The sequence below is a fragment of the Streptomyces eurocidicus genome, assembly GCF_002891295.1.
GTDB lineage: Bacteria > Actinomycetota > Actinomycetes > Streptomycetales > Streptomycetaceae > Streptomyces > Streptomyces eurocidicus.
The window spans coordinates 202,665-215,222 of sequence record NZ_LGUI01000010.1; the positions used below are offsets into that span (position 1 = coordinate 202,665).

At 73.2% G+C, this 12,558-nt stretch carries 11 protein-coding genes and 2 pseudogenes; 10 read left to right on the plus strand and 3 right to left on the minus strand.

Features of this window, described 5'->3' with window-relative positions; translation table 11 throughout:
• Positions 1-60: 60 nt before the first annotated feature.
• The 5 genes from AF335_RS27175 (at position 61) to AF335_RS27195 (ending at position 4,951) form a co-directional block, all read left to right on the plus strand.
• Positions 61-834, plus strand: a complete 774-nt coding sequence (locus tag AF335_RS27175) for an SGNH/GDSL hydrolase family protein (protein ID WP_102921068.1) — start codon at positions 61-63, stop codon at positions 832-834.
• A 72-nt stretch (positions 835-906) separates the two neighbouring features.
• Positions 907-2,349 carry an adenylosuccinate lyase gene (gene purB / locus AF335_RS27180; protein WP_102921069.1) on the plus strand — a complete coding sequence of 481 codons (1,443 nt, stop codon included), beginning with the start codon at positions 907-909 and terminating at the stop codon, positions 2,347-2,349.
• 164 nt (positions 2,350-2,513) lie between these two features.
• On the plus strand, positions 2,514-2,957 hold the full coding sequence (locus AF335_RS27185) for a large conductance mechanosensitive channel protein MscL (RefSeq protein WP_102921070.1): 444 nt from the start codon (positions 2,514-2,516) through the stop codon (positions 2,955-2,957).
• 56 nt (positions 2,958-3,013) lie between these two features.
• Complete coding sequence (gene mug / locus AF335_RS27190) at positions 3,014-3,562, plus strand: G/U mismatch-specific DNA glycosylase (RefSeq protein ID WP_376697867.1); 549 nt, start codon at positions 3,014-3,016, stop codon at positions 3,560-3,562.
• Between the two features lie 222 nt (positions 3,563-3,784).
• Positions 3,785-4,951, plus strand: coding sequence for an ROK family protein (locus AF335_RS27195; RefSeq protein ID WP_102921071.1), 1,167 nt, complete (start codon positions 3,785-3,787; stop codon positions 4,949-4,951).
• 151 nt (positions 4,952-5,102) lie between these two features.
• Here the strand turns inward: AF335_RS27195 and AF335_RS27200 are convergent, their stop codons facing one another.
• Positions 5,103-5,837, minus strand: a complete 735-nt coding sequence (locus AF335_RS27200; RefSeq protein WP_102921072.1) for a GntR family transcriptional regulator — start codon at positions 5,835-5,837, stop codon at positions 5,103-5,105.
• Between the two features lie 166 nt (positions 5,838-6,003).
• Between AF335_RS27200 and AF335_RS27205 the strand changes: the two genes are divergently transcribed.
• A complete protein-coding gene (locus tag AF335_RS27205; RefSeq protein WP_102921073.1) occupies positions 6,004-6,750 on the plus strand; it encodes an SDR family oxidoreductase in 747 nt (248 codons plus the stop codon).
• A 14-nt stretch (positions 6,751-6,764) separates the two neighbouring features.
• Here the strand turns inward: AF335_RS27205 and AF335_RS27210 are convergent, their stop codons facing one another.
• Positions 6,765-7,649: an RNA polymerase sigma-70 factor gene (locus AF335_RS27210; protein ID WP_102921074.1), complete on the minus strand. Its 885-nt coding sequence runs from the start codon at positions 7,647-7,649 to the stop codon at positions 6,765-6,767.
• Between the two features lie 171 nt (positions 7,650-7,820).
• On the opposite strand from AF335_RS27210, the gene AF335_RS27215 reads away from it, so the two are divergent.
• Positions 7,821-8,651: an alpha/beta fold hydrolase gene (locus AF335_RS27215; protein ID WP_102921075.1), complete on the plus strand. Its 831-nt coding sequence runs from the start codon at positions 7,821-7,823 to the stop codon at positions 8,649-8,651.
• Positions 8,652-8,656: 5 nt separating this feature from the next.
• Here the strand turns inward: AF335_RS27215 and AF335_RS36730 are convergent.
• A pseudogene (locus AF335_RS36730) lies at positions 8,657-8,797 on the minus strand (hypothetical protein); the annotation flags it as partial.
• A gap of 72 nt (positions 8,798-8,869) precedes the next feature.
• Between AF335_RS36730 and AF335_RS27220 the strand changes: the two are divergent.
• The 3 genes and pseudogenes from AF335_RS27220 (at position 8,870) to AF335_RS27230 (ending at position 12,468) form a co-directional block, all read left to right on the plus strand.
• A complete protein-coding gene (locus AF335_RS27220) occupies positions 8,870-10,084 on the plus strand; it encodes an RNA-guided endonuclease InsQ/TnpB family protein (RefSeq protein ID WP_102921076.1) in 1,215 nt (404 codons plus the stop codon).
• Between the two features lie 170 nt (positions 10,085-10,254).
• Positions 10,255-11,019 (plus strand): annotated as a pseudogene (locus AF335_RS27225) (alkaline phosphatase D family protein); the annotation flags it as partial.
• A gap of 63 nt (positions 11,020-11,082) precedes the next feature.
• The gene (locus AF335_RS27230) at positions 11,083-12,468 is read left to right on the plus strand and encodes a dihydrolipoyl dehydrogenase family protein (RefSeq protein WP_102921077.1); all 1,386 of its coding nucleotides are present in this window, start codon (positions 11,083-11,085) and stop codon (positions 12,466-12,468) included.
• Positions 12,469-12,558: the final 90 nt, after the last annotated feature.

The following is a 12,558-nucleotide window of genomic DNA, read 5'->3' on the forward strand; positions in this document are numbered from 1 at the left end:
GCCCACGGTCCGGGGCGGGCGTCCGCGGGGCGCGGGGATTCGGAGTAGGATCTCCGCGCCATGCAGATGAATGCCACGTACACCAGTTTTGTCGCGGTCGGGGACTCCTTCACGGAGGGCATGTCGGACGGGCTCCCGGACGGCACGTACCGCGGCTGGGCCGACCTGCTCGCCGCGCGGCTGGCCGCCCGTACGCCCGGCTTCCGGTACGCGAACCTCGCGGTGCGCGGCAAGCTGATCGCGCAGATCGCGGACGAGCAGGCGACGGCGGCCGCCGCGATGGGCGCCGACCTGGTCACCCTGGTCGGCGGGCTGAACGACGCGCTGCGGCCCAAGTGCGACGTGGACCTGGTGTGCGCCCGGCTGGAGGAGGCCGTCGGCCGGCTGGCGCCGGACTGCAAGCAGCTGGTGCTGATGCGCAGCCCGGGGCGCCGGGGTCCGGTGCTGGAGCGGTTCCGGCCCCGCATGGAGCAGCTGTTCGACTTTATCGAGGAGCTGGCCGGCCGGCACGACGCGCTGGTCGTGGACCTCTACGGCGCCGAGGCGCTGGGCGACCCGCGGATGTGGGCCGAGGACCGGCTGCACCTGAACGCCGAGGGCCACCGCCGGGTGGCCGAGGCGGTGTGGCAGGCGCTCGGGCACGAGCCCGAGGAGGACTGGCGGCGGCCGCTGCCCCCGGCCGCGCGGCCGGGCTGGGCGAGCCGGCGGGCCTCCGACGCCCGCTTCGCGCGCGAGCACCTCGGGCCGTGGATCGGCCGCCGGCTCACGGGCCGCTCCTCGGGCGACGGCCGCCCGCCGAAGCGCGCCGAGCTGCTGCCCTACGACGCCTCCTGACCACGCTTCGTAGCAAGCTACGAACCGGGGCGCGGCACGGACCTGCGCGAACCGCCAGTAGAATCCGGTCACGTGACTGCTGCGTCTTTGAAGCCCCGCATCCCGAACGTCCTCGCCGGCCGCTACGCCTCCACCGAGCTGGCCGTCCTCTGGTCCCCCGAGTACAAGGTCAAGCTGGAGCGCAAGCTGTGGCTCGCCGTGCTCCGCGCCCAGAAGGACCTGGGGATCGAGGTGCCGGACGCCGCCCTCGCCGACTACGAGCGGGTCCTCGACCAGGTCGACCTGGCCTCGATCGCCGAGCGCGAGAAGGTCACGCGCCATGACGTGAAGGCCCGGATCGAGGAGTTCAACGCCCTCGCCGGCCATGAGCACGTCCACAAGGGCATGACCTCCCGCGACCTCACCGAGAACGTCGAGCAGCTCCAGATCCGGCTCTCGCTGGAGCTCGTGCGCGACCGCGCCGTCGCCGTCCTGGCCCGGGTGGGCCGGCTCGCCGGCGAGCACGCGGAGCTGGTCATGGCGGGCCGCTCGCACAACGTGGCCGCGCAGGCCACCACGCTCGGCAAGCGCTTCGCGACCACGGCCGACGAGCTGCTGGTCGCCTTCGGCCGGCTGGAGGAGCTGCTCGCCCGCTACCCGCTGCGCGGGATCAAGGGCCCGGTCGGCACCGCCCAGGACATGCTCGACCTGCTCGGCGGCGACGCCGCGAAGCTGGACGAGCTGGAGGGCCGGATCGCCGCGCACCTCGGCTTCGCGCACGCCTTCACCTCGGTCGGCCAGGTCTACCCGCGCTCGCTGGACTACGACGTGGTGACCGCGCTGGTGCAGCTGGCCGCCGCGCCGTCCTCGCTCGCCAAGACGATCCGCCTGATGGCCGGGCACGAGCTGGTCACCGAGGGCTTCAAGCCGGGCCAGGTCGGCTCGTCCGCGATGCCGCACAAGATGAACACCCGCTCCTGCGAGCGCGTCAACGGCCTGATGGTCATCCTGCGCGGCTACGCCTCGATGACCGGCGAGCTGGCGGGCGACCAGTGGAACGAGGGCGACGTCTCCTGCTCCGTGGTGCGCCGCGTGGCCCTGCCGGACGCCTTCTTCGCGCTCGACGGCCTGCTGGAGACCTTCCTCACCGTCCTCGACGAGTTCGGCGCCTTCCCGGCCGTCGTCGCCCGTGAGCTGGACCGCTACCTCCCGTTCCTCGCCACCACCAAGGTGCTGATGGGCGCGGTGCGCGCGGGTGTCGGGCGGGAGGTCGCCCATGAGGCGATCAAGGAGCACGCGGTGGCCTCCGCGCTGGCGATGCGCGAGCTGGGCGCCGAGCGCAACGAGCTGCTCGACAAGCTGGCGGCCGACGAGCGGATCCCGCTGGACCGTGCGGCCCTGGACGCCCTGATGGCCGACAAGCTGTCCTTCACCGGTGCCGCCGCCGCGCAGGTCGCGCAGGTGGTCTCCCGGATCGAGGAGATCGCCAAGCGGCACCCGGAGGCGGCCGCGTACACCCCGGGGTCGATCCTCTGACACCGCCGGGGAAGCGATTCCCCGTGCACGGCCGAGGGGCCGGTGGACCTCCACCGGCCCCTCGGCCGTACGGACGTCCGCGCGTGCCGCACACCTTGGGCGCGGTGTCCCGAATGTAGCGTTCTGCGTGCCTCATCGGACGTCCGGACGCCAGGGAGCCGACCGTGTTCAAGGGTTTCAAGAACTTCGTCATGCGCGGTGACATCGTCACCGTGGCCGTCGGCCTGATCATCGCCCTGGCGATGAGCACCCTGATCAAGGCGTTCACCGACTTCGTCGTCAACCCGGTCATCACCCGCCTCCAGGGCGGGCATTCGATGGGCCTGGGCTGGCAGCTCGGCCGGCCCGGCAACAGGGCGACCTATCTCGACCTCGGGTCGTTCCTCTCCGCGGTGATCTACTTCCTCATCTTCATGGCCGTCGTCTACTTCTTCGTCGTCGTGCCCTACAAGCATGTGCAGGCCCGGCGCGGCCAGGTCGTCTTCGAGGAGCCGGGCCCGCTCAAGACCTGCCCGGCCTGCCTCTGCGAGGACCTGCCCGCGGCCGCCTCCAAGTGCCTGCACTGCGCCTCCGACCAGCCGCCGGCCGGCCCGGCGCGGACGGCGTAGGAGGGCGTAGGAGGGCGCCCGGGGCGGCCCGGGCCGGACGCCGGGCCCTGCGTATCATCGGGAGGACCGCCTTCCCGAGCCGCCAGGAGAGCCGCCCAGTGATCGGTGACGTGATCGCCGAGGACCTGCGGGTCCTCTTCTGCGGGATCAACCCCGGGCTGATGTCCGAGGCCACCGGCCACCACTTCGCCCGGCCCGGCAACCGGTTCTGGCCCGTCCTGCACCTCTCCGGCTTCACCCCGCGCCGGCTCGCGCCCGCCGAGCAGGAGGAGCTGCCGGCCTACGGGCTGGGCATCACCAATGTGGTGGACCGGCCCTCCGCGCGGGCCGACGAGCTGAGCCGCGAGGAGTACCGCGAGGGCGGCCTGATCCTCGCGGAGAAGGTCACCCGGCTGCGCCCGCGCTGGCTGGCCGTCGTCGGCGTCACCGCCTACCGCGCCGCCTTCGACGACAGGCGCGCGGTGATCGGCCGGCAGGAGCGGACGATCGGCGACACCAGGATCTGGGTGCTGCCCAACCCCAGCGGGCTCAACGCCTCCTGGTCGCTGCCGAGGATGACCGAGGAGTACGAGCGGCTGCGCGCCGCCGTCGACGACGAGGGCTGAGCCCGGCCGCACCGAGCCCGCTCGGGCGCCCCGGCGGCACATCACCCACCGGCCGGCGCCGCCCGGTCCACGCGCCGAGCGCCCCTTCGGGTGCGGCGTGCGGGATCCGCCCGCGGTGACGGCGCGGCGCGGTCCCAGATCTCGCCGCCCCGACCGTCACCCGATACGATCCGCCAGACAGCAAAGAGCGCGCAAAGCGGCGCGGAACGAGGAGGCGGCACGTTGGCGCGGCTGACCGGTGGGGACCCGTCCCTGCTGCGGCGGATCAATTCGGCCGTGGTGCTGCACGCGCTGCGTACGGCGGCCCCGGCCGCCGCCCCGACGCTCACGGACCTGGTCAAGGTGACGGGACTGTCCCGGCCGACCGTGGAGGGCGTCGTCGAGGGGCTGATCGACGCCGGCCTGGTGGTGGAGGCCGCCGCCGAGGAGGGTGAGGCCCGGCGCCAGGGGCGGCCGGCACGGCGCTTCCGGTTCCGCCGGGAGGCGGGCCATCTGCTGGGCATCGAGATCGGGCCGCACCGGATCGCCGTCCTGATGGCGGACCTGGGCGGCCGGGTGATGGGCTCGGCGGCCCAGGAGATCGCGGCGACGGCCTCGGCCGACGAACGGCTGGACGGCGTCCTGGCCACGGTCTCCGACCTGCTGCGGCGTTCGGGCGTACCGCGCGGCCAGCTGCGGGCGGTGGGCGTGGCCACGCCCGGCATCGTCGAGGCCGACGGGACCGTACGGCTGGGGACGGCGCTGCCCGGGTGGACCGGGCTGCCGCTCGGCGAGCGGCTGCGGCGCTCGTTCCGGTGTCCGGTCCTGGTGGAGAACGACGCGAACGCCGCCGCGGTGGCGGAGCACTGGAAGGGCGCGGCCACGGCCTCGGACGACGTGGTGTTCGTGCTGGCGGGGCTGAGCCCCGGGGCCGGGTCGCTGATCGGCGGCCGGCTGCACCGGGGGTACGGGGGCGCGGCCGGCGAGATCGGCGCGCTGCACCTGCTGGGCCGGGAGGCCACCCCGGAGCAGGTCCTGTCCACGACGGGCGAGCCGCTGCACCCGCTGGACGAGGCGCAGGTGGCACGGGTCTTCGCGCTGGCCCGGTCGGGCGACGAGCGGGCCGAGGCGGCCGTGGAGCGCTTTATGCGGCGGCTGGTGCACGACGTGGCGGCGCTGGTGCTGGCGCTCGATCCCGAGCTGGTCGTAGTGGGCGGCTGGGCGGCCGGTCTGAGCGGGGTCCTGGGCCCGCTCCGCGCCGAGCTGGCCCGCTACTGCCTGCGCCCGCCGCAGGTGGTGCAGTCGCTGCTGGGCGAGGCGGCGGTGGCGACGGGCGCGCTGCGGCTGGCCCTGGACCATGTGGAGGAGCAGTTGTTCGCGGTGGAGAGCACGGTCACGGCCCGGCGCTGAGCGGCCGGGCCGTGCCTTCCTGAACGGGGCTCCGCCCCGGACTCCTTCCGCGCTGACGCGCGATGTCCTCAAGCTCCGGACGGGCTGATTTCAGCCCGTCCGGAGCTTGAGGACAATTCGGGAAGGGGCGGGGTGGGGAAAACCCCCGCCGTCAGCCCGCCAGCAACTGCATCCCCGCGTCGCCGAACGTCAAGCGGCACGTGTCCGCCCGGTACGTCGCCACCGCGACCGCCGCCGTACGGCCCGCCACGATGTACCGCGTCGTGACGAGGAGGACGGGCGCGCCGGGCAGCCGGTCGAGTTCCTTGGCGTCGTCGGCGCGGGCGGAGCCGAGCTCGACGGACTGGTCCTGGCCCTCCAGCGGCAGGCGCTGGAGTTCGCGGAGGACCAGGCGGGCGCGGGCGGGGCCGGTCGGGGCGTCGATCCCGGTGAGGCCGGGCACGGAGCGCGCCGGTACGTACAGCAGCTCGGCGGCGACGGCCTGGCCGTGGCTGCGGCGGATCCGGCGGACGGTGTGCGCGAGCTCGCCGGGGACGGTGTCGAGCAGCCGGGCGACGGCCGTGGGCGGGGCGGCCGCCTCGCTGTCGACGGGCTCCCAGGTCTCGGTGCCGGGCCAGGTCTGCCCGGTGTCGCCGACGGCCACGCCCACCCGGGGCGGGGCGACGGTGGTGCCGACGCCGCGGCGGCGCTGGAGGCGCCCCTCCAGTTCGAGCTGTTCGAGGGCCTGGCGGAGCGTGGCCCGCGCGACGCCGAAGCGGGCCGCGAGCTCGCGCTCGTTCGGCAGGATCTCGCCCACGGCGAACTCGGAGTCGAGTGCGTCGGTGAGCACGGTCTTCAGGTGCCAGTACTTCGGCTCCGGCACCGATTCCAGCTGCGTGGTCCCCACCCTGATCCTCCGCAAAGGCTTTTTGCGCGCTTCTTTATTAAAGGTTGTTGCAGTATGCCTGCGACCATAGGACGACGCACAGACTTGGTCAAGACCAATGCCTTTCCTTCCCCGCGAGGTCGGATACGGTCGTTGATCATCCGATGGTGCGACAAGGAGTGTGCGCATGGGCCAGGTCACCGTGGTGACGGGCGGCAGCAGGGGCATCGGCGCGGCGGTCGCGCTGCGACTGGCCAAGGATGGCCACGCCGTCGGCATCGGCTACGAGCGGGCACGGGAGGCCGCCGAGGCGACGGCCGAGGCGGTCCGCGCCGAGGGCGTCGGCTGTGTGACCGTCCAGGTCGACACTAGTGTCGAGGGCGAGGTCGACGCCCTCTTCGACGAGGTGCGGGAGCGGCTCGGACCGGTCACCGGCCTGGTCAACAACGCGGGGATCACCGGTCTGCTGGGCCGGTTCACCGAGACGCCCGTGGAGCGGATACGCCGGGTCGTGGACGTCAATGTGACGGGCGCGCTGATCTGCGCCCGGCGCGCGGCCCGGGAGCTTTCGACCCGTCACGGCGGGCCGGGCGGTGCGATCGTGAACATCTCCTCGGGCGCCGCCACCCTGGGCTCCCCCGGTGAGTACGTGCACTACGCGGCGAGCAAGGCGGCCGTCGACGCGATGACGATGGGCCTGTCCAAGGAGCTCGCCGCGGAGGGCGTCCGCGTCAACTCCGTACAGCCGGGGATGATCGTCACCGACATCCACGCGGCGATGGGCGACCCGGAGCGGCCGTGGCGCGACTCGGGCCGGGTGCCGATGGGGCGGCCGGGCGAGCCCGAGGAGGTCGCCGGGGCGGTCGCCTGGCTGCTGTCCCCGGAGGCGTCGTACACCACCGGGGCCGTCCTGCGGGTGGCCGGCGGGCTGTGACCGGCGGCCCCGGCCTATGGGAGGAGCCCCATGAGCTTGTCGGGGTTGCGCTGGATGTAGACGGCCGTGACGAGGCCGTCGGCCACGTCGAGGCCGAGGACGGTGTGCGGCCGGCCCTGTGACAGGACGAGCAGCGCCGTACCGCCGTTGATCTCCATGAAGCGGTACTCCGGCTCGGGCATCTCCGTCCCCGCGACGGCGATGAGGAAGCGCCCCACCTTGTCGGCGGATTCGATGACGCGCAGCGGGGCCTTGGTCTTGCCGCCGCTGTCGCCGATCAGGCGCACGTCGGGGGCGAGGAGCTCCAGCATCCGCTCGATGCTGCCGCCGGTGGCGGCGGCCAGGAACCGCTCGGTGAGGTCGCGCCGGACGCCCGGGTCCACGGTGAAGCGCGGCCTGCGCTCGTCGACGTGGCGGCGGGCCCGGCCGGCCAGCTGGCGGACGGCCGCCTCCGAGCGGTCGAGCGCCTCGGCGATCTCCTGGTACGGGAAGCCGAACGCCTCGCGGAGCACGAAGACCGCGCGCTCCAGCGGGGAGAGCGATTCCAGGACGACCAGCACGGCGAGCGAGACGGAGTCGGCCAGCACGGCCCGTTCCGCGGTGTCGGGCACGGTCGTGCCGAGGTCGGTGGCGACCGGCTCGGGCAGCCACGGCCCGACGTACGCCTCGCGGCGCGTCCGTGCCTGGCGGAGGCGGTCGAGGGCCAGCCGGGTGGTGACCCGTACGAGATAGCCGCGGGCGTCGCGCACCTCGTCCCGGTCGGCCGCGGACCAGCGCAGCCACGCCTCCTGGACGACGTCCTCGGCGTCCGCGAACCCGCCGAGCATGCGGTAGGCCACTCCGTTCAGAAGGGAGCGGTGTTCCTCGAAGGCGTCCAGGACTGTTTCACGTGCGGTCACGGTGCCATCCCAGCGGAACGGATGCGCGCTTGTCCAGACGGGCCCCGGCCAGGCCGTGAACGGGGCCCTGTGATGGGATCCGGACAGGGTCTACCCAGCGGTAACCGTTGCTGACATCCTGTCTACAACCTGTCGCGGACGACGGACCCGAGCGGACGACGAGGAGCCTCCATGGCCGACACGGTCGCCTTCCCCATCGGCACCCCCAGCGGGACACGCACGGTCGAGGTGTCCTACGAACGGCGCGGCGGCGGGGCACCCCTCGTCCTGCTGCACGGCATCGGCCACCACCGCCAGGCGTGGGACCCGGTCACCGCCCTGCTCGCCGCCGAGCGCGAGGTCGTGGCCGTCGACCTGCCGGGCTTCGGCCGCTCCCCCGCGCTGGCCGACGGCGTCCCCTACGACCTGGACCACGTGGTCCCCGTCCTGGGCGCCCTGTTCGAGGCCCTGGAGCTCGACCGGCCGCATGTCGCGGGCAACTCCCTGGGCGGGCTGCTCGCCCTGCTGCTCGGCCGGGACAAGCTCGTACGGAGCGTCACGGCGCTCTCCCCCGGTGGCTTCTGGACCGAGGCCGAGCGCCGCTACGCGTTCACGGTGCTGCGCGCGATGCGGCGCGGCGCGGTGACGCTGCCCCCGCGGACCGTGGCCCGGCTGGCCGGCACGGCGGCCGGGCGGGCGGCGCTCACCGGATCCATCTACGCCCGGCCCGGCCGCCGTTCGCCCGAGGCGGTGATCGCCGAGACCCGGGCGCTGCGCGAGTGCACCGGGTTCGCCCCCACGCTCGCGGCCGGCCGCGAGGTGCTGTTCACCGACGACGTGCCGGACGTCCCGGTGACCGTCGCCTGGGGCACGGCCGACCGGGTGCTGCTGCGCCGTCAGGGCGTCCGCGCCAAGAAGCTGATCCCCGGCGCCCGGCTGGTGCGGCTGCCCGGCTGCGGTCATGTGCCGATGAACGACGACCCCGCGCTGGTGGCGCGGGTCATTCTCGACACGTCGCGCTGACGCGTTCAGGCCGAGGGACGCGGCGCGGCGGCGTTCCCCAGCGCGGCGGAGTTGGACCAGTCACGGGTGGAGAGCACCAGGCGGTAGCCGTCGGGGTCCTCCACCGTGACGCCCCAGGTGTCCCAGTAGGGGTTGTGGGCCGGGATGAAGTGCAGTGTCTCGACTAGTACGGATGTTCTTATGCTCGGTAATAACTCAACGGCAGTACGATCGCGCGTATGCAGCTTCGATACCAGTTCCGCGTCTATCCGACGCCTGGTCAGCGCATCAGCGCGGCCAGGGTGTTCGGGTGCAGGCGTGTGGTCTGGAATGACGCGTTGGCCCGGATCAAGCCGGTCAAGGCATCGAACAAGCTGCTCGGGAACCCGAAGGGCCGCACCGCGCAGGGCCCGTACCAGTTCGTGCCGAAGAACCCTGACCTGTCCAAGGCTCTGATCACAGAGGCGAAGAAGACCCCCGAGCGGGCGTTTTTGACGGATTGCCCGGCCCCGGTTCTCCAGCAGACTCTTCGGGACCTGGACGCGGCGTGGAAGGCGCACGAGGACTCCAAGACGGGCAAGCGGAAGGGGCCGAAGGTCGCGCCGCCCCGCTTCAAGTCGAAGAAGGACAACCGGCAAAGCGCGCGGTTCACTGCGAACTCCCGCTTCAAGATCACCGAAGGCGGCAGGCTGAGGCTGCCGAAGATCGGCGACCTGAAAGTGAAGTGGACCCGCGATCTCCCCTCCGGCCCCACGTCGGTGACACTGATCAAGGACCGCTCCGGCCGGTACTTCGTCTCCTTCGTGGTCGAGTCCGACCCGGCCGCGGACATCCTTCCTCCGGTCGGCGGGGATCAGGGCATCGACCTGGGCCTGACCCGGTTCGCGGTCCTCGCGGACGGCTCGCACATCGCCTCGCCGAAATATCTGCGCCGTGCGGAGAAGAAGCTGAAGAAGCGGCAGCGGGAGCTGTCACGGAAGGAGAAGGGCGGCAACAACCGGGACAAGGCCCGGGTCAAGGTCGCTCGCGCACACGCCGCCGTGGCGGATGCGCGCCGCAACTTCCACCACCAGTGGTCTCACAAGCTGACGAGCGAGAACCAAGCCGTCCACTGCGAGACCCTGAACGTGCGTGGACTGGCGCGCACCCGGCTGGCCAAGAGCGTGCACGACGCGGGCTGGGCACAGTTCGTGATGTTCTGTGAGTACAAGGCGACCCGGCGCGGAAGAGACTTCGCCAAGGTCGACCGGCACTTCCCGTCGTCCCAGATCTGTTCCGCCTGCGGGCACCGCGACGGCCCCAAGCCACTCCACGTCCGGCAGTGGACGTGCCCGAACTGCAAAACCCGGCACGACCGCGACTGGAACGCCGGGCGCAACGTCAGGAACGAAGGCCGCCGCATCCTCGCGGCGACAGCACCATCCACCCCAGGACCTGGGGCCCGACGCCGGTAACGGCGCCGGTAAACGCCTGCGGAGCGCACATAAGACCAGGCAGCAGCCAGGCAGCGCGCACAACCCCCACCCCACGTGGGAAGGAACCAGGAACCCACCCGGAGCGGGCAGCCCTCACCTGCGGGGACCACTCACAGACGGAGAATCCTCGCCCTCAGGGCGATGGAGGAGGTCAAACCGAGAAGAACGTGGACGTCCTCGCCGCCCGGTCGGTGCGCGCCTTCGGCGAGTACTTCCCGCTCTCGGCCCGCCGCCCGGACGGCGACGGCCGGCTCTACCGGGTGCTGCGGCACGGCCCGCTGCTGGACGTCTTCGTCCTCGACATGCGCTCCTACCGCAACGCCAACTCCCCGAACCGGCGGCCCGACGACACCCAGGGCATCCTGGGCGCCCGGCAGCTCGCCTGGCTCAAGCGCGAGCTGGCGGCGTCCCGGGCGGTGTGGAAGGTGATCGCCGCCGATATGCCGCTGGGGCTGGTGGTCACGGACGGCCCGGCGAACTTCGAGGCGGTGGCACAGGGCGACCCGGGGGCGCCGCTGGGCCGCGAGCTGCAGATCGCGGAGCTGCTGCGGCACATCAAGCACCGCCGGATCACCGGCACGGTCTGGCTGACGGCGGACGTGCACTACACCTCGGCGCAGCACTACGACCCGGCGCGGGCGGCGTTCAAGGACTTCGCGCCGTTCTGGGAGTTCGTGTCGGGCCCGCTGAACGCGGGCGGCTTCCCGGCCAACGCCCTGGACGCCACCTTCGGCCCCGAGCGGGTCTTCCTCAAGGCACCCGCCACGGCGAACGTCCCGCCCGGCCGGGACAGCCAGTTCTTCGGCGAGGTCGCCATCGCGGGCGACGGCGGCGAGCTGACCGTACGGCTGCGCGACGAGACGGGCGCGGTGCTGTTCACCAAGGTGCTCCAGCCGGGGCGCGTCGGACAGTGACGCCCCGGGGCGCCGGTGGGAAGGTGGGAGCGGCCCAGCGGTGCGAGCGGGAGGTCCGGTGTCATGGCCGAGCAGGTGGACGTCGTCGTCATCGGCATGGGGCCGGGCGGTGAGCACGTGGCCGGGCGGCTGGCCGAGTCCGGGCTGAGCGTGGTGGGCGTCGAGGCGGAGCTGGTCGGCGGCGAGTGCCCGTACTGGGGGTGCGTGCCGAGCAAGATGATGATCCGGGCCGGGAACCTGCTCGCGGAGGCGCGGCGGGTGCCGGGCATGGCCGGCGCGGTACGGGTCGAGCCGGACTGGGCCCCGGTGGCCGGCCGGATCCGGGACGAGGCCACCGACGACTGGAACGACCAGGTGGCGGCCGACCGCTTCACCGGCAAGGGCGGCCGCCTGGCGCGCGGGCGCGGCAGGCTGGCGGGGCCCGGCCGGGTGGTGGTGGACGGCCCCGGCGGCGGGGAGTTCCAGGCCCGGCTCGGGGTGGTCGTCGCCACGGGCACCAAGCCCTCGGTGCCACCGGTGCCGGGGCTGGCCGAGGTGCCGTTCTGGACCAACCGGGACGTCGTCGCCGCGAAGGAGGTGCCGCGCTCGCTGACCGTCCTCGGCGGCGGCGCGATCGGCCTGGAGCTCGCCCAGGTCCTCGCCCGCTTCGGCACCCGTGTCGAGGTGGTGGAGGCCATGGCCGGGCTGCTCCCGTCGGAGGAGCCGGAGGCGGGCGAGCTGCTGGTGAAGGTGCTGCGCCGGGACGGCGTGGTCGCGCGGACGGGGGCGCGGGCGACCGGGGTGCGCCACCACGGCGACACCTTCACCGTCACCCTGGAGAGCGGCGACGACGTGACGGCGGACCGGCTGCTGGTGGCCACGGGCCGCCGGGTGGACCTCACGGACCTGGGGCTGGAGACCGTGGGCCTGGACCCGGGGGCCCGCGCGCTGCCGGTGGACGGCCGGCTGCTGGCGGCGCCCGGCCTGTGGGGCGTGGGCGATGTGACGGGGCACGGGGCGTTCACGCACGTCGCGATGTACGAGGCGGAGATCGTGGTGCGGGCGGTGCTCGGTGAGCCGGGCCCGGCGGCGGACTACCGCGCCCTGCCGAGGGTGACGTTCACCGATCCGGAGGTCGGGGCGGTGGGGCTGACGGAGCGGCAGGCCCGGGAGAAGGGGCTGCGGGTGCGCACGGGGCTGGCCCAGGTGCCGGCCTCGACGCGCGGCTGGATCCACAAGGCGGGCAACGAGGGCCTGGTCAAGCTGGTCGAGGACGTGGACCGGGGCGTCCTGGTCGGCGCCACCACGATCGGGCCGGCGGGCGGCGAGGTGATGTACGGCCTGGCCGTGGCCGTACAGGCGGGGGTGCCGGTCGAGGCCCTGCGGCACATGATCTACGCCTATCCGACGTTCCACCGGGGGGTGGAGGAGGCGCTCGCCGATCTCCGGTCGGGTGACACCCCGGAGTAGGCCCGTACCGCCGGGAGCCGGGGCGGCGACCCGCCCGGGAAACCGGACGGATACCTACAAGAGCCGTGCTTTTACCCGTCGGTCACAGGC